The 19,357-nt window shown below is 65.9% G+C and carries 14 protein-coding genes and 1 riboswitch; of the genes, 5 read left to right on the top strand and 9 right to left on the bottom strand.

Annotated features, from left to right (window positions below; all coding sequences use genetic code 11):
- Nucleotides 1-22: 22 nt before the first annotated feature.
- Entirely contained in the window at nucleotides 23-3,037 is a 3,015-nt protein-coding gene (locus ACR9ZJ_RS14185) for a TonB-dependent receptor (protein WP_481288105.1), read from the bottom strand.
- A 242-nt stretch (nucleotides 3,038-3,279) separates the two neighbouring features.
- A riboswitch (cobalamin riboswitch) is annotated at nucleotides 3,280-3,523 on the top strand.
- A gap of 144 nt (nucleotides 3,524-3,667) precedes the next feature.
- On the opposite strand from ACR9ZJ_RS14185, the gene ACR9ZJ_RS14180 reads away from it, so the two are divergent.
- A complete protein-coding gene (locus ACR9ZJ_RS14180; RefSeq protein ID WP_481282113.1) occupies nucleotides 3,668-5,554 on the top strand; it encodes a TonB-dependent receptor domain-containing protein in 1,887 nt (628 codons plus the stop codon).
- A 130-nt stretch (nucleotides 5,555-5,684) separates the two neighbouring features.
- Nucleotides 5,685-8,837: an efflux RND transporter permease subunit gene (locus tag ACR9ZJ_RS14175; RefSeq protein ID WP_481282112.1), complete on the top strand. Its 3,153-nt coding sequence runs from the start codon at nucleotides 5,685-5,687 to the stop codon at nucleotides 8,835-8,837.
- Between the two features lie 292 nt (nucleotides 8,838-9,129).
- Here the strand turns inward: ACR9ZJ_RS14175 and ACR9ZJ_RS14170 are convergent, their stop codons facing one another.
- Nucleotides 9,130-9,690: a DUF2239 family protein gene (locus ACR9ZJ_RS14170; RefSeq protein WP_481288104.1), complete on the bottom strand. Its 561-nt coding sequence runs from the start codon at nucleotides 9,688-9,690 to the stop codon at nucleotides 9,130-9,132.
- Between the two features lie 77 nt (nucleotides 9,691-9,767).
- A complete protein-coding gene (locus ACR9ZJ_RS14165) occupies nucleotides 9,768-10,676 on the bottom strand; it encodes a LysR family transcriptional regulator (RefSeq protein ID WP_481288103.1) in 909 nt (302 codons plus the stop codon).
- A 108-nt stretch (nucleotides 10,677-10,784) separates the two neighbouring features.
- Between ACR9ZJ_RS14165 and ACR9ZJ_RS14160 the strand changes: the two genes are divergently transcribed.
- Complete coding sequence (locus ACR9ZJ_RS14160) at nucleotides 10,785-11,561, top strand: SDR family oxidoreductase (RefSeq protein WP_481282109.1); 777 nt, start codon at nucleotides 10,785-10,787, stop codon at nucleotides 11,559-11,561.
- A 9-nt stretch (nucleotides 11,562-11,570) separates the two neighbouring features.
- Here ACR9ZJ_RS14160 and ACR9ZJ_RS14155 read toward each other — a convergent pair whose 3' ends face one another.
- Nucleotides 11,571-12,347 carry a DODA-type extradiol aromatic ring-opening family dioxygenase gene (locus ACR9ZJ_RS14155; protein WP_481282108.1) on the bottom strand — a complete coding sequence of 259 codons (777 nt, stop codon included), beginning with the start codon at nucleotides 12,345-12,347 and terminating at the stop codon, nucleotides 11,571-11,573.
- Nucleotides 12,348-12,629: 282 nt separating this feature from the next.
- Here ACR9ZJ_RS14155 and ACR9ZJ_RS14150 point away from each other — a divergent pair, with 282 nt between their 5' ends.
- Nucleotides 12,630-13,163 (top strand): acyloxyacyl hydrolase, encoded by a 534-nt coding sequence (locus tag ACR9ZJ_RS14150; RefSeq protein ID WP_481282107.1) that lies wholly within the window; start codon nucleotides 12,630-12,632, stop codon nucleotides 13,161-13,163.
- Nucleotides 13,164-13,234: 71 nt separating this feature from the next.
- On the opposite strand, the gene ACR9ZJ_RS14145 is transcribed toward ACR9ZJ_RS14150, so the two are convergent.
- The 5 genes from ACR9ZJ_RS14145 to ACR9ZJ_RS14125 all read right to left on the bottom strand — a co-directional run bounded on the left by ACR9ZJ_RS14145 (nucleotide 13,235) and on the right by ACR9ZJ_RS14125 (nucleotide 18,266).
- The gene (locus ACR9ZJ_RS14145; protein ID WP_481288102.1) at nucleotides 13,235-14,761 is read right to left on the bottom strand and encodes a DHA2 family efflux MFS transporter permease subunit; all 1,527 of its coding nucleotides are present in this window, start codon (nucleotides 14,759-14,761) and stop codon (nucleotides 13,235-13,237) included.
- Nucleotides 14,762-14,771: 10 nt separating this feature from the next.
- Complete coding sequence (locus ACR9ZJ_RS14140) at nucleotides 14,772-15,983, bottom strand: EmrA/EmrK family multidrug efflux transporter periplasmic adaptor subunit (RefSeq protein WP_481282105.1); 1,212 nt, start codon at nucleotides 15,981-15,983, stop codon at nucleotides 14,772-14,774.
- 24 nt (nucleotides 15,984-16,007) lie between these two features.
- Nucleotides 16,008-17,468 carry an efflux transporter outer membrane subunit gene (locus ACR9ZJ_RS14135; RefSeq protein ID WP_481288101.1) on the bottom strand — a complete coding sequence of 487 codons (1,461 nt, stop codon included), beginning with the start codon at nucleotides 17,466-17,468 and terminating at the stop codon, nucleotides 16,008-16,010.
- A gap of 21 nt (nucleotides 17,469-17,489) precedes the next feature.
- Nucleotides 17,490-17,948, bottom strand: a complete 459-nt coding sequence (locus tag ACR9ZJ_RS14130) for a MarR family winged helix-turn-helix transcriptional regulator (RefSeq protein WP_429198682.1) — start codon at nucleotides 17,946-17,948, stop codon at nucleotides 17,490-17,492.
- Nucleotides 17,949-18,023: 75 nt separating this feature from the next.
- Complete coding sequence (locus tag ACR9ZJ_RS14125; protein WP_481288100.1) at nucleotides 18,024-18,266, bottom strand: hypothetical protein; 243 nt, start codon at nucleotides 18,264-18,266, stop codon at nucleotides 18,024-18,026.
- A 143-nt stretch (nucleotides 18,267-18,409) separates the two neighbouring features.
- On the opposite strand from ACR9ZJ_RS14125, the gene ACR9ZJ_RS14120 reads away from it, so the two are divergent.
- Entirely contained in the window at nucleotides 18,410-19,201 is a 792-nt protein-coding gene (locus tag ACR9ZJ_RS14120) for an AraC family transcriptional regulator (protein ID WP_481282102.1), read from the top strand.
- The last annotated feature ends 156 nt before the right edge of the window (nucleotides 19,202-19,357 follow it).

Below are 19,357 nucleotides of genomic sequence, written 5' to 3'. Positions count from 1 at the left end.
AGATGTGTATAAGAGACAGTACTTAGAGCGAGAAGTCGTAACGCACACCCAGACGCAGGTAACGCGGGTTCTGGAAAGCGATCGGACGGCGATAGTCGTCGCTGACCACCGGCACGCCGTTCGCCACCGTACCCGTCTCGCCCACGTCGATCTGGCCCACCGGGCGCTGGCTGCCGACGACATTGAACACCGTGGCGGTGAATGCCAGCGGCTGCTTGTCACCGGCCCACAGCGGACGGTATTCGGCATTCAGGTCGAGGTTCCAGGTATAGGGCAGGCGGCCCTTCGAACCGCGCGGCGACGGCTGGAAGCCGCACTCGAAGTACGACGCGCCGTATTGGATCGCATCTACCGGATCCACGCCGATGCAGTTCTTCGGACGGCCCGTGGCCACCGCGAGGTTGCCGCCGAGCAGCCATTCCTGCGAAGCCTGCCAGTAACCGTACGCCTTCAACTGATGCGTACGGTCGTTGGGCAGCGGACCATTTGCGTACTGCATGATCTCCGGCGCATCCCAGTCCTGGGTCACCGACGGATCGAGCTGGCCGATATCCGACTTCAGCTGGCCTTCCGAGTTGCCGTAGCTGCGCGAGAAGGTGTAATCGACGCGGCCGTACCAATCGTCGGCGAAGTGATGCTCGAGGTAGAGATCGAGCGAATAGTAGCTGCGCTTCAGATCGGGGAATGCAACGCCTTCGGGCGAGGTGAAGTCGTCCTTGCGAAGATTGAACGGAACATAGTTGCCACCGCCGACGTCGACCAGGAATTCGTTCGACTTGCCCGGATTGAACAAGTAGCAGCCCGGCAACGATGCGTTGCTGATGTCGATGTTGTTGCGTGCGGCATACGCTTCGAACGGGCGCGAATCGCAGAAGTCGTCGATCGAGCTCTTCAGCTTGCGATACGTGGCCTTGGCGCCGAAGCTCCAGTTATCGTTGATCGCCTTGTCGAAGCCCAGGATGTATTCGTCCTGGTAATACGCGTCGATGCCCTTGGCGGCGACGGTCTTCGGATCGGGCGTGGTGCCGTCCTCGCCGTTGAGGTAAGCGCGGCTACCCAGCTGGGTGAGGCCGGTAGGCTCGCCGTTCGGACCCACACCGCCGTAGGTGTAGTACTCGCTGTAGTAGGTCGACGCGGAGGCTCCACGAATCGCGACGTTCGACGGAATGGCCAGGTGGTAACGACCGGCATTCGCGTAGATCTTGAACGTAGAGTCGCCGAAGACGTCCCAGGTGGCGCCCAGGCGAGGCGCGAGCTGGTGGCGCTGCTTGACGTAGGTAGTGCCGTCGCCATTCAAGTTCTTGAACTGCTCGTTGCGAAGGCCGACGTAGATCCTCCAGCGATCGGTGACCTGCCAGTTATCTTCGATGAACTGAGCTTCCTGTTCGGTCTTGACCGTGGCGCCCGTCTCGAAGAGACGTTTTTCAACGACGTACGCGGTGCCCGGCGGCGGAACGATATCCGGGCGACCGGTGACCCTGCCCGCATTGCGATAAACCCAGCGGTAGCCACCCTCATAGATCTGGCCCGAGGTCGATTCCAGCGTCTGGTTGTCCAGACCCGCGCGCAGATCGTGGTCGCCCGCGTGGTATTCGACGTCGAGACGCCAGCCGTGGGTCTTATCCTTCGCACCTGCGTTCAGCACCGTGCCATTCACCAGGCCGCAACCGGTGATGGGATTGGCGATGCCGCGCCGGTTATCGGTGATCCACGGACAATTGGCGGCGCCGGAATATCCGATGTCGCGCTCGTGATTGGTCGTGGTGTGACCGTACAGTGCGTTAACCGTCAGGTCGTCCGTGATGTAACCGGTGTATTTTCCGATGTAGACATCGCCGCCAGGAGCCGAACCCGCACCCGCATCAAAGTTCTTGAGGTTGTCCGTGCCCAGGTAATTGCCGCGGCTGCGCGTCGCATAGTTATAGGCGTAGACGCTACGCTCGGTGTTGGTCTTGTCGCCGAGGCCGGTCAATTCGAGCAGGTGGTTATCGGTGATATTCCAGTCGATCTTGCCCAACCACTTCGTCGCCTTTTGCGTCTGGTTCGTGCGCTGCGGAGCGAGGATGCTGCTGGTCGTGGTCGTATTGGTACGAGTGAAGTCGCCGGCACCGAAGAAGAACAGCTTGTCCTTGATCAAGGGACCGCTGATATAGGCGGTGTACTGCGTGTCACTGCGTTCGTTGCCGCCACGGTTCTGGAACAACTGGCCGTTCGTGCGGTAGATGTTGCGCGGCGACTGGCGTGCACCGTTCGGCTGGATGTACATGCCGACGCCACCCTTCCACTCGTTACCGCCACGCTTGGACACGATGTTGATCACACCGCCCGTGGAACGGCCGTATTCCGCGCCGTAACCGCCGGTGAAGATCTGCTGCTGGTCGATTGCATCGTAAGGCAGGCTCGTGAAGCCGAGGCCGGTAAGCGCGTTCGTGACGGAGTAACCATTGATGTAGTACTGGTTCTCCGAAGCCGACGAACCACCGAACGAGGCCACGTTGCCATAGCGGCTGTCGCCGGAGATGACGCCCGGCGCGAGCAGCGCGGCGGCGGTGACGTCACGAGCGAGCGGCAGCTTCTGCAGCTGTTCCGAGGTGAGCACCGTGCGCGAGTCCACCTGCGACACGTCGATCGCGGGAAGCACGTTACCGGTGACCTGCACGCCTTCGAGGTTCTGTGCCTCGGCGGTGGTGGTGGAGGCACCCGCGAAGGACACGTCGACGCCGCCGCCCAGGTTCACCTGGACATTGTCGCGGGTCTCGACGGCCTGGCCGCCGCGCTCCACGGTGACCTTGTAGCGGCCGACCGGCAGCGAGCTGGCGCGGTAGCGGCCATCGGCGTCGACGCCGACGTCACGGGTCAGGCCGGTATCCAGGTTCTGCAGGTGGATGACGGCGCCTTCCGGCTGCGCGACGCGGCCGAAGACGACACCGGAAGCATTGGACTGGGCGAGCACGGCGCCGCTGGCGAAGCAGAGGGCGAGCGCGGTGCAAAGGGTCGATCGGCGCAGCACGCCGGTACGCTTGGTGGAACGTTGCATGTCTTGTCTCCCCGATAAACAGCAAGTAAGCCGGCCACAAGAGGTGGCCGAACTCGTTTCGACGCCGTCTCATGGGCTTTGGTACCCATCCCCCGGATGCGGCCCTGGCTGCCCATGCTCCCCGTGCGCAAGTTATTGCGCCCGACGGCTATCGGTTGCGGTTGTAATCGAATTATTTTGCGCCCGTCAAGTGCGCGTTAAGAATTCCGTTAAGTATCCGTGACAGCCGGGGGCCCCGACGGGTACCATCGACCGGTTCGGGTGTCCCGACCGGCCAAGGCCGGGGAGGATGAAACGGGAAGCCGGTGCGCCACGTCGTGGCAAGGCCGGCACTGCCCCCGCAACGGTAAGCGTCCATCCGGGTAGGTCGTCAGACCTTTCTCATGGAACCGGCCTCACGCCACTGCGCAAGCGGGAAGGCACCGGTTCCGCCACCCTGCGGTGGCTGGCGCGAGTCCGGAGACCGGCCCGATGAGCGCCCCGCCCCACGTGGCGGGCGTCCCTGTTTCGGTCGATTCGCGGAGGGCGGATCCGGGCAGCCACCGGGTTTCCGCCCGTTCGCCGTTCGTCGCACGTCCTCCTCGAGCGTCCTTCGCACATTGCCGCCCGGCGGCTGAGGAAGACGGTTCCATGAAGAAGACCCTGCTCGCGGCGGCCCTGTTGTCGTCCATCGCCGCGGCCCACGCCGCCGACGAAGCCGCGCCCGACCGGCTCGATCCGGTCGTGGTGACCGCCAATCGCGCCGCCACGCCACTGGACGAGGTACTCGCGCCGGTCACCCTGATCACCCGCGAGGACATCGAGCGCCTGCAGCCGGTGAGCGTGCAGGACCTGCTCACCGGTTTGCCGGGCGTGACGATCGCCAATGCCGGCGGCATCGGCCAGCAGACGTCGTTGTTCATGCGCGGCACCAACTCGTCGCACACCCTGGTGCTGCTGGACGGCGTCCGCGTGGGCACCGTGGGCGCCGGCCTGCCCGCCTACGAGCAGCTTCCCGTGGAGCAGATCGATCACATCGAGATCGTCCGCGGCCCTCGCTCCGCCCTGTACGGGTCCGATGCCATCGGCGGCGTGATCCAGATCTTCACCCGCCACGGGCAAGCCGGCGAAGCGCCCACGCCGACGCTCTCGGTGACCGGTGGCAGCCATGGCTACTCGGCGGGCCAGGTGGGCGTGTCCGGCGGAAGCCAGCACGGCTGGTACAACGCCAGCCTGGGCGGGCAGTACACGGCCGGCATCAACGCCTGCCGCATCGGCGCCGCGGCCGCCTTCGCCGGCTGCTTCACCGACGAACCCGACCACGATGCCTCCCGCACGTACAACGGTGCGCTGTCCGGCGGCTATCGCTGGGACGACGGCACCGAGTTGACCGGCAGCTGGCTGCGCAGCAAGGGCGACATCGAGTACGACGGCGACTTCCAGAACCTGACCCGGCGCTCGCAACAGGTGGCCGGCACGAAGCTGGCGTTCGACGTGCTGGCGAACTGGCGCATGTCGCTCAGCCTGGGCCAGAACCAGGACCGTGCCGACAATTACCTCAATGGAGCCGACAAGACCCTCGACTTCGTCCATTACGGCGTGGACAAGGCTCGCGTCGGTTACCTCTATTCGAAGCGCAACCAGGCGTCCTGGCAGAACGACTTCACCCTCGCGACGGGCCAGACGCTGAGTGCGGGCGTCGACTTCCAACAGGAAAAGCTGAAAAGCGATACGGACTACCTCAAGGACTCGCGGAACAACACCGGCGTGTTCGCGCTCTACCAGGGCCTGTTCGGTCCGCACGAGATCCAGTTGTCGGCGCGGCACGACCACAACACCCAGTTCGGCAACCACACGACCGGCTCGGCGGCCTACGGCTTCCGCTTCGACAACGGCATGAAGATCACCGCCTCGTACGGCACGGCCTTCCATGCGCCCACGTTCAACGACGAGTTCTATCCTTACGGCGCACCGGTGAACCTGAACCCGGAAACCTCGCGCACGGCCGAGATCGGCCTCTCGGCGCGGCCGGGCGTGTGGAACTGGGCGGTGAACGCCTACCAGACCACGGTCGACGACCTGATCGGCTTCGATGCGAACTTCCTGCCGGTGAACGTGAGCAAGGCGCGCATTCGCGGGTTGGAAGGACAGGTCGGCGCCGACGTCGACGGCTGGCACGTGCGGGCCTATGCCACCCTCCAGCAGCCGAAGAATCGCGATTCGGGCGTGCAAGACGGCAACTTGCTGGCGCGCCGTCCCGAGCGCACCGCGCGGGTCGACCTCGACAAGGACCTCGGCCGCTTCACCCTCGGCGGTTCGGTCTACGCGGCCGGCTACAGCTACGACGACGCGGCCAACACCCGCCGCCTCGGCGGCTACGCCACGGCCGACCTCCGCGCGACCTGGCACCTGGACACGGACTGGAGCGTGCAGGGCCGGGTCGCCAACGTCGCGGACAAGCGCTACGAGACGGCGGCGTTCTACAACCAGTTGGGACGTACGTATTACCTGACGTTCCGCTACGCGCCCGGGCGCTGACGCGCCGCCGTATGAACGGGGGACCCCTGCCTTCCGGCAGGGCCCCCACTAAAGGCACACGCGACGAAACAAGCGGAACGTCATAAAGTTCGCGGGCGCGGGGAGCCTTCCCGCGATCACAGGAAGTGTCGTGAACTTTTTTGCACCATTCATTCGCCGGCCGATCGGTACCTCGTTGCTCGCGGCGGGCCTGACCCTCGCCGGCGCGATCGCATACATGCTGCTGGGCGTCGCCGCGTTGCCTTCGATCGAGGTACCGGCGGTCTTTATCCAGGCGCAGATGCCCGGCGCCAACGCGCAGACCATGGCGTCGACGGTCATCGCGCCGCTGGAGCGCCACCTGGGCCAGATCCCGGGCGTCGACCAGATGTACTCCAACAGCACGGAGAACTCCGGCTTCGTCCGCGTCCGCTTCAACATGGATCGCTCGACCGACGCCGCCGCCCGCGACGTACAGGCCGCGATCAACGCGGCGGCCGCCGACCTTCCGGCCGGCATGCCCTCGCCACCGCAGTACTTCAAGTTCGACACCGGCCAGATCCCGGTGCTGCTGGTCGCGATGACATCGAAGACCATGCCCCCGGACAAGCTCTACGACGTGGTCGACACGCTGATCCGCCCGGCGGTGGCGCAGATCGACGGCGTTTCGCGTGTACAGGTGTTCGGCGGGACGCCCCATGCGGTGCGCATCGAACTGGACACGAACGCCCTGGCGGCGAAGCGGCTGACCGCGAACGACGTCTCGAACGCCTTGCAGGCCGCCAACGTGAACTCGCCGCAGGGCGTGCTCTCCGATGGCGAAACGCAGATGACGGTGATCGCGAACGACGGCCTGCGCGACCCGAAGGACTTCGCCAACATCCTGATCGCCATGCGCGACGGGGTGCCGGTACGGCTCTCGGACATCGCCAATGTCCACAGCGGCCAGCAGGACCAGTTCCAGGCCGCGTGGTTCCAGGGCGAACGCTCGGTCACCATGCAGATCAGCAAGCGCCCGGAGGCGAACTCCATCGCCACCGCGGAAGCCATCCGTGCGGCGTTGCCACGGTTCCAGGCGCTGCTGCCTGCGGATGCGAAGGTCACCCCGATCTTCGACCTGACCCAGACCACGCAGTCGGCGCTGCACGAGGTCAAGGTCGCGCTGATGATCAGTATCGTCATGGTCATCCTGGTGATGCTGGTGTTCCTGCGCCGCCTGGGGCCGACGATGATCGCCACGCTCAGCGTGCCGCTGTCGCTGGCGGGTGCGTTCGTCGTGATGTGGACCTTGGGCTATACCCTGAACACGATGTCGCTGATGGCGCTGGTGCTGTGCATCGGCTTCGTCGTCGACGACGCCATCGTGGTCATCGAGAACATCGTCCGGCACATGGAGAACGGTGCGAAACCCATGGCGGCGGCGCTGGAAGGCGTGCGCGAGATCGGTTTCACGGTGATCTCCATCACGCTGTCGCTGGTGGCGGTGTTCGCGCCGTTGCTGTTCGGCAACAACATGATCACCAAGCTGCTTCGCGAGTTCTCGGTGACGCTCGCCGCGGCCGTGTTGATCTCGGCGGTGGTGTCGCTGACGCTCACCCCGGCCTTATGCGCGCATTACCTCAAGCACGACGCGCCGGACCGCAAGCCGGGCCGCTGGGAACTGGCCCTGGAACGTTTCGACCGGGGCTTCCTCGGCGTCTACCAGCGCGCGCTCGACTGGGCGATGCGCCATCGCCGCCTGATGCGCTGGCAGCCCCTGATCCTGCTCGGCGCGACCGTCGTGCTCGCCATCGCCGTGGTGAAGACGGCCGGTGGCAATTTCATGCCCGACGAGGACACCGGCATGCTGCAGGCGCAGATCAGCGCCGACGCCAACATATCGCCCGATGAGATGACGCGCCGCCTGAAGCGCGTCAGCGAGTTGATGCAGAAAGACGACACGGTGGCGGATGTCACCACGATCCTCGGCGGCGACAACGGTGGCGCCGTGGGCAACCAGGGCCTGATGTTCGTCGACCTCAAGCCCAAGGGCAACGCCCCGGGCCAGCGCAAGGAATCGATCAAGGAGATCATGGACAGGCTGGGCAAGGAGTACGAGAAGTTCTCCGATGTCCAGGTCTTCATGAATCCGGTGCAGTTCCTCGGCGGTGGCGGTGGCAACAGCAATCGCGGCCAGTACTCGTTCCAGCTGATCAGCACCAGCGGTGAGGACCTGCAACCCTGGGCACTGAAGCTCGTGCGCCAGATGCGCGGCATGAAGGAGTTCCGCGACGTCGGCAGCGACTTCGACATCGTCGGCAAGCAACAGATGGTGAAGGTCGACCGCGACGCGGCCTCGCGCCTCCAGGTGGGCATGGGCATGATCGACTCGGCGCTGTTCAACGCCTTCGGCCAGCGCCAGGTCTCGATCATCTATTCCGACATCAACCAATACTGGGTGGTGCTGACGGCCGCGGCCGCGCAGACACTGAGCCCCGACGCCTTGCTCAACACCTACGTGAAGAACAGCGTGGGCACGATGATCCCTCTCTCCGCCGTGGCCAAGATCGCGCCAGTCGCGGTGCCTAGCGCGGTGACCCACCAGAACCAGCTCGAATCGGCGGATATCACCTACAACCTCGCGCCGAAAATCACGGCGGACAAGGGCAACACCCTGGTCGAGCAGGCCGTGCATGCGATCAACCTGCCGGAAGGCGTGCGCATGGATTTCACCGGCGCGAACCAGCGCCTGCGTGACGCGCAGTCGAACGGCATGGTGCTGCTGATCGGCGCCATTCTCGCCGTCTACATCGTGCTCGGCATCCTGTACGAGAGCCTGGGCCATCCGTTGACCATCATCTCGACCTTGCCGGCCGCGGGCGCCGGCGCGTTCCTCGCCATGCTGGTCACCCAGACCCAGCTCACCCTGATGGCGATCATCTCGGTCTTGCTGCTGATCGGCATCGTGAAGAAGAACGCGATCCTCATGGTGGACTTCGCCCTGGTCGCGCAGCGCGAGCACGGCATGTCGCCGGTGGAAGCCATCCGCCAGGCGGCGCTCGTGCGCTTCCGCCCGATCACGATGACCACCCTGGTGGCGATGGGCGCGGCCCTGCCGCTGGCGATCGGCTTCGGCGTGGGTTCGGAAATGCGCCGGCCGCTGGGCATCGCCATCGTCGGCGGCCTGCTCGTCTCGCAGTTGCTCACCTTGCTCAGCACGCCTGCGATCTACCTGTGGAACCACGATCGCAAGGAGCGCAAGTACCGCCGCAAGCTGAAGCGCCGGTACAAGCGCTGGCTGAAGATCCGCAAGGCTAGAGGCTAGAGGCTGGATGACTGGTGGGAGCCGCCCCTGTGGGAGCCGCCCCTGTGGGAGCCGACCTTGTGGGAGCCGACTTCGTCGGCGATCCCGCGGCAGCGGGCCAGATTGAGGCAAGCACCCATCGCCGCTGAAGCGGCTCCCACAACTGGGAAACTCACCACTATCGACGTCGAGTAGTCCGGGTGGACGCAGACCCTGTGGGAGCCGACCTTGTGGGAGCCGACTTCGTCGGCGATCCCGCGGCAGCGGGCCAGGTCGAGGCAAGCACCCATCGCCGACAGGGTCGGCTCCCGCCCTAGCCCTCGCCGATAGCGCGCGACGCCAGCATATGCACGTAGTCGCGCACGTCTGCCGGCCAGTCCTGGATAAGCGCCTGGAACCGCCCGGCCTCGTGACGATGAAAAGCCCGGGAGGCTTCTTCATATCCGGGCAGGTCGCCCGCGAGCGCCGACATCACCCTGTCCACCGCTTCGCGCGCCTGCCGTACGCGATCGGCCGGCGCACCGTCGCGGCTGGCCGCTTCGACGAGGCGGCGCAAGGCGACGGATGCCCCACCGGGTTGGCTGGCCAGCCATTCCCAATGCCGCGGAAGCAAGGTGACCTCGCGAGCCACGACGCCGAGCTTGGGCCGGCCCGGGCCACGCTTCGTCGCGAGGTCGGAGCCAGGCAAACGCGCGAGCACGTCGTGGACGGTGCCACGGTAGTCGATATCCACGGGCCGGCCGGTGCTGTCGTCGTAGATGATCGGCGTGGCTCCGGGATCGCTGTCGAGCAGCATCTTGCAGCGCTCGGCCACGACGGCGAGCGAGCCAGCCGCGAGATGGCGATGTTCGAGGAAAGCGGTGTAAGTGGACATGGCGCTGCCGTCGGTCTCAAGTTGCCCCACATATTACCCGGGCTAAATATAAGGTCAATACCTCCGGGTAAAAACCTCTACAGCCCCGCTGCCTGGGCCGGCAGTTCATCGGCGATCCAGTCCACGAAGCTCCGTAGCCGGGCGTTGTGCCTGCGCTCCGGCGGATAGACGAGATACACCGGCAAGGGAGCGGGCTGATATTCCGGTAGCAGGCTAACCAGGCGTCCGCGAGCGACGTGTTCGTTCGTCGTGAACGCCAGGGTCTGCGCCAGCCCCAGGCCGGCCATCACCGCCGCCGTGTGGGCGTTGCTCTCGTTGACCTCGACGGCCGCCTTCACCTCGATCAGGGTCTCGCGCGCGTCCTCGCGAAACCGCAGCGGCTGGGTGCGGCCGCTGCGCGCGGAGAAATAGCCGATCACGTCATGACCCTCACGCAGGATGTCCGCCGGAACGGCCGGCGTTCCACGGCGCGCGAGGTAACCGGGCGTGGCACACAACATCCAGGGCAATTCGGCGATTTGCCGGGTCACCAGGTTCGGATCGTCGGCGGTACTGCGAATGGCGCAATCGATGCCCTCGCCGATCAGGTCCACGGTCCGGTCGGTCACCCCCAGTTGCACGCGGATACCGGGATAGCGCGCGCGGAATTCCGGGAGCCTGGGCAGGATGAGTGCCGCCGCCACCGAACCGCCGGTATCCACCCGCAGGCTGCCCACGGGGTTGCCGCGGCCACCGGCGAGCGTGGTTTCGAAGTCGTCCAGTTCGGCGAGCCATTGGCGGGTGCGTTCGTAGTAGGCATCGCCTTCGGCGGTCACCGTCACCCGGCGCGTGGTGCGTTCAAGCAGACGGACGCCCAGCTCCGCCTCAAGCCCCTGGATCAACTTGGTCACCGTGGACTTGGGCATGCGCAATGCGTCGGCCGCGCGCCCAAAGCCCCCGGTCTCGACGAGGCGGCCGAACACCCGCATGGCGAGCAAACGGTCCATGGTTGTTTCCCTATATGAATAATGAAATCGTGATTCGATTATTTATCCATGCAGGACGAATAACTAGATTGGGTTCATCGGCCACGCGGTGGCCCCCGGAGAACTCGCATGCATACCCTCGACACCAGCAACGTCCATACCTCGCGCCACGCCGGCAAGATCGTGCTCGTCACCGGCGGCAGTTCCGGCATCGGCCTGGCCACGGCGGAGCGTTTCGTACGCGAAGGCGCCACGGTCTACATCACCGGCCGCCGACAGGCCGAGCTAGACGCTGCCTCCGCGAAGCTCGGCGTCACCGCGATCCAGGGCGATATCGCCCGGGCCGCCGACCTCGACCGCATCTTCGACACCATCCGCCGTCAGAGCGGACGCCTGGACATCCTGTTTGCCAATGCGGGAGGTGGCGAGTTCGTGGCCCTCGGCCAGGTGACCGAAGCCCAGTTCGACAAATACTTCGGCATCAACGTGAAGGGCACGCTCTTCACCGTGCAGAAGGGGCTCGAACTGATGGGACCGGGATCGGCGATCGTCCTGAACGGGTCCATGGTGTCGATCAAGGGACCGGCGGCGTTCGGCGTCTATGCGGCCACGAAGGCCGCGCTGCGGTCGTTCGCACGGACCTGGGCCAGTGACCTCAAGGGCCGCGACATCCGCGTCAACGTGGTGGCCCCGGGCACCATCGTGACGCCCGGGTACAAGACGGAACTGGGCATGAGCGACGAGCAGATCGCCGAATACACGGCCTACGTGGAAGGCATCACGCCGCTGGGCCGGACCGGCACCCCCGACGAGGTGGCGAAGGCGGTGTCCTTCCTCGCTTCCGACGAGGCGAGCTACATCACCGGCGTGGAACTGTTCGTCGACGGTGGGCAGGCGCAGGTCTGAGGAACGTTCCTACGCGACACCCCACGCGTAGGAATCCATCGAGAGCACGCCGTAGGTGATGCCGCCATCGATCGCCATCGGCGTGTCGCCCCGCGCGGCGCCCACCGCCACCAGCAAGGGCAGGTAATGCTCTTCGGTCGGATGGGCACGGATGGCGCTCGGGGCAAGGCGACGATAGTCGACCAGGGCATCGACGTGGCCCGACAGCACGGCCTCGCGGCTCCACGCCGCGAACTCCTTCGCATAGGCCGCCGATTCGCCCGCACGGCGGACCTCGTGCAGGTTATGGGTGAGACTGCCCGAGCCCACCACCGCGACGCCACGATCCCGCAACGGTGCCAGCGCCTTGCCGAGTCGAAGGGCGCCGGCGGCATCGAGGTTGTGTGGCATCGAGACCTGGATCACCGGCGTGTCGGCATCGGGTCGCAGGTAGCGCAAAGGCACCCACGTCCCATGATCGTAGCCGCGCTCCGCATCCACCATCGCCGCGAAACCGCCGTCGATAAGCATCGAAACCACCTCGGCGGCGAGAGCGGGCAAGCCCGGCGACGGATACGTGAGGCTGTAGAGCGGTGGAGGAAAGCCGCCGAAGTCGTGGATCGTTTCCGGCCATGGCGCCCCGGTGACGCGGATGCCGCAGGTTTGCCAATGCGGCGAAACCACGACGATGGCCGTGGCGCTCGCCAAACGTCGACCGAGCTCGGTCAGTCGCGAACCCAGCAGGCCGGGTTCGAGGGCGAAGGTGGGAGCACCATGGGAAACGAAGATCGCGGGGGCGCGGAACATGGAGAGGTCACCGGGGACGTGGCGCGATGCCACCTCGCCTCAATGTAGGCACTCCGAGCCACCGGATAAATCGCCCTGCGGCGAACACATTGGCGCCTGGAACGAACGACACCCACCCATGGACACCGGATGGATGGTTTGCAGGATCGACGGTGATTCCAACCAAGCCCCTTGAGCCTCCGAATCAAATAATTGCACCTACCCCCTTTATTCACGCTCACTGGACACTATTTACCGAACGATCCGGTTCATTAACGTCCCACCACAAGGACCTGTTCCCCCATGCGCTCGTCCCGCCTCGCACTCGGCGCCCTCGCCGCCCTATCCCTCGCCGCCGTGACCGTACCCGCCGCCGCACAGACCCACCTGGAAGTCCAGGGTGGTCGCAGCTACATGGACAGCCACGGCACCGATGCCTTCTTCATCGAAGCCGTGTTCGATCCCCGCGCGATGGGGCAGAGCCGCTTCACCTGGTCGCCGGATGTATCGCTCGGCTATATCGGCGGCCGTCATGTCGGCGAGTACCGCGGCGCACACCCGGGCGTGACGAACAACGTCTGGGTCGGCGCCGCCGGTGCGCGCTTCCACTACGGCAGCGCCGGCGACTGGTACCAGCCGTTTTTCTTCAGCTTCCAGCTGGCCGGCACGGCCGGTGGCCGCACCCAGGCACTCTCCAGCGCTTACCAGTTCGTCAGCACGCTGGGCTGGCAGTACAAGAACGTGAGCTTCCAGATCCGCCACATCTCCAACGGCAGCTTCAAGGAGCCTAACCGTGGCGAGACGATGGCCCTGGTGGGCGTCGGCTTCGATATCTGACCGCGTTTCTCACCAACAAGAAAAGCCGGCGTTTCGCAACGCCGGCTTTTTTTTGTACTTCGGTAACGGCCTCAGTGACCCGAGGCCGCCGGTCCCGCCTTCGCCGCGAAGGGCGGCTTGGCCAGCCAGACCACGAAGATCAAGGCCACGAAGACATACCCGAGCAGGTGGAACACCTCGTTGAACGAAATCTGGTAACCCTGCTGGGTAATCATCTGGTTCATCGCCGCCGCCGCGTACTGCGGGTCCCCGTGACCGATCTGGGCAAGCGCCTGCTGCGCCGTGGGGTCGAACGGCGTGATGTGCTCGGCCAACCTTTCGTGATGGACGATCGCGCGGTGATCCCACAGGAAGGTGGTGAGCGATGCTGCGAAGCTGCCACCCAGCGTACGCAGGAAGGTGGCGAGGCCGGAGCCTGCCGCGATCTCGCGCGGTTGCAGGTCGGACAGCAGGATGCTGAGCACCGGCATGAAGAACAAGGCCACGCCGAGTCCCTGGATCAGCTGCACCATCGCGACGCTGTAGAAGTCGATGTCCAGGAAGAAGTCGGCGCGCATGAAGCACGTCGCTCCCATCACGATGAACGCACCCGAGGCCAGGACGCGCAGGTCGAACTTGTGCGCATAGCGGCCCACGAAGGGCGTGAGTATCACCGGCAGGATGCCCAGCGGCGCGGCGGCGAAACCCGCCCAGGTGGACGTATAGCCGACGTTGCGCTGCAACCATTGCGGCACGAGCAGGCCGATGGCGAAGAACGCCGCGTAGGCCAGCACGAGGCACAAGGTACCCATCGCGAAGTTACGGTGCCGGAACAGCTTCAGGTTGACGATCGGGTCCTTGTCGGTGAGTTCCCAGATGAGGAACACGATCAGGCCGATGGCCGCGACGATCGACGTGACCACGATGAAGGTGGAGGAGAACCAGTCTTCGTCGTTGCCCTTGTCGAGCACCACCTGCAACGCGCCCACGCCGATGATCAGCGTGATGAGGCCCACGTAGTCGACCTTGGGCTTCTCGGTGACTTCCGGACGCCCCTTCATCTGGTTGGCCACCACGAAGCTGGCGAAGATGCCGATCGGCACGTTGATGAAGAAGATCCACGGCCAGGTGTAGTTGTCGGTGATCCAGCCGCCGAGGATCGGACCGGCGATGGGCGCGACGACGGTCACCATCGCCAGCAGCGCCAGCGCCATGCCTCGTTTGGCCGGTGGATAGATCGAGATCAGCAGGCTCTGCGTGATCGGATACATCGGTCCGGCCACCGCGCCCTGGATGGCGCGGAACAGGATGAGCATGCTCATGCTCTGCGCTATGCCGCACAGGAACGAGGCGAGCGAGAACAACAGCGTCGCCCAGACGAACAGCTTCGTTTCACCGAAGCGCCGGGTGAGGAAGCCGGTCAACGGCAGGGCGATCGCGTTGCTCACCGCGAACGAGGTGATCACCCAGGTGCTCTGGTTGGAGCTGACGCCCAGGTTGCCGGCGATGGTCGGCAGCGAGACGTTCGCGATCGTGGTGTCGAGCACCTGCATGAAGGTCGCGAGCGATAGCCCGACCGTGGACAGCGCCAGGTTTGGCGGTCGAAATTCGGTGCTCATGGCCGTTCCCTTACTTCGGGGCCTGCTGTTGCTCGCCTTCGCCCGCGGAGGCGTTCTCGTGGATCACGCGAGCGATGTCCTTGTCGGCATCGGCGAGCTGCTTATCGTAGATCGGCGTGGAGAACTCCGGCGCGGTGGGCGCCTGCTTCGCCAGCAACGGGCCGCTCTGGTCGTGCAGCGACACCGTCACCTTGGTCGACAGGCCGAGGCGCAGCGGCTTTTCTTCCAGCTGCTTGGGATCGGTGAACACGACGCGGACCGGCACGCGCTGCACGATCTTGATCCAGTTGCCCGTGGCGTTCTGCGCCGGCAGGATCGAGAAGGCGCTGCCACTGCCGACGCCGAGGCTGCGAACCTTCGCCTTGTAGACGATGTCGCTGCCGTAGACGTCGGCGGTCACGTCGACCGGCTGGCCGATGCGCATGTGGGTCAGCTGGGTTTCCTTGAAGTTCGCGTCGATCCAGACCTGGTGCAGCGGCACCACGGCCATCAGGGCGGCGCCCGGCTGCACGCGCTGGCCCACCTGCACGGTGCGCTTGGCGACGTAGCCGTCCACCGGCGCGATCAGGGTGGCACGCACGGCGTCGAGGTACGCCGAGCGCAGCTGGGCGGCGGCGGCGCGCACGTCAGGATGCGAGGCGACGACGGTGTCGTCGACCAGGACCTTGCTGCTGCTGTACGCCTGCTTCGCGGAAGACAGGCTGTCCTCGGCGGAGGTCAGCGTATCGAGGGCATGCGACAGTTCCTCGGCCGAGATCGCGCCGGACCTGGCGAGGTCGCGGCGGCGCTCGTAGTCGGCACGGGCACGCGCCACGGCGGTCTGGCGCACGGCGACATCGGCCTGCGCCGAGGCCACGTTGTTGTACAGCCCGCGCACGCGGCGCACGGTGTTGGCGAGGTTGGCGCGCGCGCTTTCCAGGGCCACTTCGGCGTCGCTCGGATCGAGCTTCACCAGCACGTCGCCCTGGTGGACCAGGTCGCCGTCATCGGCACCGATCGAAGTGACCGTGCCGGCGACCTGCGGCGTGATCTGCACGACGTTGCCGTTGACGTAGGCGTCGTCGGTGTCCTCGTACCAGCGGCCGTCCACGAAGTACCAGACGGTCCAGCCGATGGCGGCCAGGACGAGCACCAGGACAAGGAGCTTGAGGAAGAAGCCGCGACGGCTCTTCGGTGGCGGCGCCACGACGGCGCCGGCGGGGGCGGTGGTTTCTTGTGACATCGTTGGGTGCCTCGGGACGTGTTCTTAGTTGTGGGCCGGCGTGGCGGCGGCGACGGGCTGGTCGTCCGCCTCGGGGCGGAAACCGCCACCGAGCGCCTGGATCAGTTGGACGGAGATATCGACCTGCTGGGCGCGGAGCGCGGCCATGCGCTGCTGGGCCTGGAGCAACTGCTGGCGCACGATGAGTGATTCCAGGTAGCTGCCGACACCGGCCTTGTAACGCTGCTGCGAGAGGTCGTAGGCCTGCTGCGCCGCGTCTTCCGCACGCTGCTGCGCGGCGATCTGCGTGCCGAACGAATCCAGCGCGGAGAGATCGTCGGCGACTTCGTTCAACGCGCCCACCAGCGTCTTGTTGTACTGGGCCACGGCGAGGTCGTATTCCGCATCCTTCCCTGCGAGGTTCGCGCGGAGACGGCCCCCATCGAAGATCGGCAGGCTGAAAGCCGGCAACACCTGCCAGAAGCGTGCGCGCGAGGCGAACAGGTTTTCCGAACCGCCCGCCACCTGCGCGGCGAGGATGCCGAGGCTGACGTTGGGCAGGAATTCCGTCTTCGCCGCGGCGATGTCCTTCGAGGCCGCTTCCACGCGCCAGCGGGCGGCGACGAGGTCGGCGCGATGGCCGAGCAGGTCCGCCGGCAGGTTGGCCGGCACCGCGACGGCCGACGGCGTCAGCACCGCCGGGCGACCGATGTCGAGTCCACGGTCCGGTCCCTTGCCGAGCAACACGCTCAGCGTGCTCCGGGCCGAATCGATGGCACGTTGGGCCACCGCCATTTCACGCTCGGCCGTGGCGACCTCGGTGTCGGACTGCTTGATCTGGATCTGGTTGTCGACGCCGGCGGCGACGCGCTGGCGGGTGAGGTCGCGCGACGCGTGGCTGCGGTCGAGCTCGGCCTTCGCCACGTCCATCTGGGTGAAGGCGTAACCGAGCTGCACGTAGGCACGCGCGACATTGGTCGAGATCTCGATGCGCGCGGCGCGGGCATCGATCTCCGCGGCACGCTGCGAGCCGAGCGCGGCTTCCCACGCGGCGCGCTTGCCGCCCCACAGGTCGAGGTCCCAGTTGAAGTTGCCGTAGCCGTACTTCGTCCAGCTGAAATGGTTGCCCAGCGGCGCGGGGAACAACGTGCCGGGAAGGTGCGCGCCGGCGACACCGCCGCCGACGTTGAAGGTGGGATCGCGCGAGGCATCGGCCGCGCCGCTCTGCGCCTGGGCCTGGCGCACGCGCGCATCGGCCGAGGCGAGGTCGGGATTGTCCTTCAGGGCTTCCTCGATCAACGCACCGAGCTGGCTGTCGCCCAGCCCGGTCCACCAGTCCGCCGCCGGCCAGTTCGCCGGAGAAACCTGTGCCTTCGACAGGCTGCGATCAGCGTGGAGTGTGGCCGGGTCGGTCAGCTGGCCCTGCGGATCCAGGCCACGGCTGGTCACGCAGCCGGAAAGGATCAACGCGGCCCCGACGGCCGCCACGAGAGTGTGCAGACGCATGAGTTTTGCCTCGACAGTGAATCAGTCTTTTTCGCGGAGCGCGTTGAGCACGCGTCCCAGGTAATCGTGCAGCCGCTCCCGCTCTTCCGCGGAAAGGTCGCGCTGGGCGCGTTCGAGCGTCGCCACGTTGCTTTCGTACAAGTGCCGCCAGAGCGCCTCGCCCGCCTCGGTCAGCTCGATCCTCAACGCGCGCCGGTCTTGCTGGTGCGGTTGGCGGCGCAGGTAGCCCTTGGCTTCCAGCTGGTCGAGCTGGCGTGTCATCGCGCCACCGTCCACGTCCACCGCGCGGGCGAGTTCGGTCGCGGACATCGGCCCGAACACCGCCAGGCGCTTGAGCACGTGGAACTGGGTGAACTTCAGGTCCGCCCCCTGCGCGGCGAGGTCGGACTCGATCGCTCGCACGATCTCGCTCCGGACCATGCCGATCAGGGAGCCGAGGCTATCCCTGCCGTCGGGTGTGGGGCAGACGCTGCTGTTCATAGCCGCACATTCTATTGCCCACAATATAGTTGTCAAGGCAAATATGCGTGCGGCAGATATCCCCGTTCACAAACGCTAGTCCTCATCCGCCAGCAAGGCCGCCAGCGCGGGATCGCGGACGTCGAACAGGTCGAATATGCCGAGGGCTTTCAGGGTGGGGAGCTGGGCCAGCAGACGCGGTTCCAGCCGCCTCACCTGGTCTTCGGGGGTGCTCGGATCGAGCATGGCGTGGGCACAGGCCACGAAGGTCACCAGGGCTTCGCCTGCTTCCTGGCCTTCGCCCAGTTCACTGTAGTCGCGGGTGACGAGACGGATCATGGGGACGATCTCCGGCGTCGATGGTCCCTGAGCGTGGCGAGAAGCCGCCACGCCGGAACACTTAGTTGGGAGTGCAAATGTTAGCCATGGAAGCTATCGGCCTGATATCGTTATCTGGCCAAGTTATGTCGAGAAATGGCCAAATGCTGGATGAGAACCTGCACGCCCTGCTGGAAAGCGCCGATGGTCCGCCGCTCATCGCCTACGAGGCGCGCGGCGAAATCCCGCTTGAAGAAACCGACTGGCATAGCCACGTGCGAGGCCAGTTTTTCTATGTGGAACAGGGCTTTGTCATCACTCGGACCGAGCATGGCTCATGGCTGCTGCCACCGCACCGCGCTGGCTGGATGCCGCCGGGGGAGATGCATACGGTCAGCATCGCCGGTCCGAGCCACGCCTGGGGCGTGTTCATCGCGCCGTGCGCCACGGTGGGGCTTCCGGACCGCCCCTGCGTGGTGGGGGTGAACGACCTGTTCCGCGCGATCATCAAGCGTGCCGCCAGTTGGCCCAGGAATGCGGAAAGCGAGCCGGAGAGAGATCGGCTCTTCGCCGTCATGCTCGACGAGATGCGCCGCGCGCCGGTCGAGCAACTGCACCTGCCCATGCCGGTCGACCGGCGCCTGCGGCGCATCGCGATGGCGATGTTCGAACGCCCGGACGACACGCGCGGCATCGAGGACTGGGCCAGCTGGGCAGGGATGTCGGTGCGCACGCTCACACGCCTGTTCCGCCAGGAAACCCAGTGCAGCGTGGCGCAGTGGCGGCAGCAGGCACGTCTCACCCGTGCCCTCGAACGCCTGGCCCATGGCGAACCGGTATCGATCGTGGCCGACGCGCTCGGCTACGCCACGCCGAGCGCCTTCGTGGCGATGTTTCGCAAGGCCTTCGGCGATTCGCCCGGACGCTACCTGGCGCGTCAGGCCATGAGTGCCTGATGGTCGCTGGTCCTTTTCTGGTTTTTGGCGCGCGTTTGGGGGCCTGGCTCGGCTTCGCCATCGCGTTCGTTGTGTGCGTGGCGGGGGAGCTGCCGGGCGCCACCCTCGGCGCGACGGTAGTCGCCGTCCCTTGGGCAAGGATGCCGCTGCGCGGCC

The organism is Luteibacter sp. KNZ12-1A (assembly GCF_056755675.1).
This window is presented reverse-complemented; position numbering and strand designations above follow the sequence as displayed.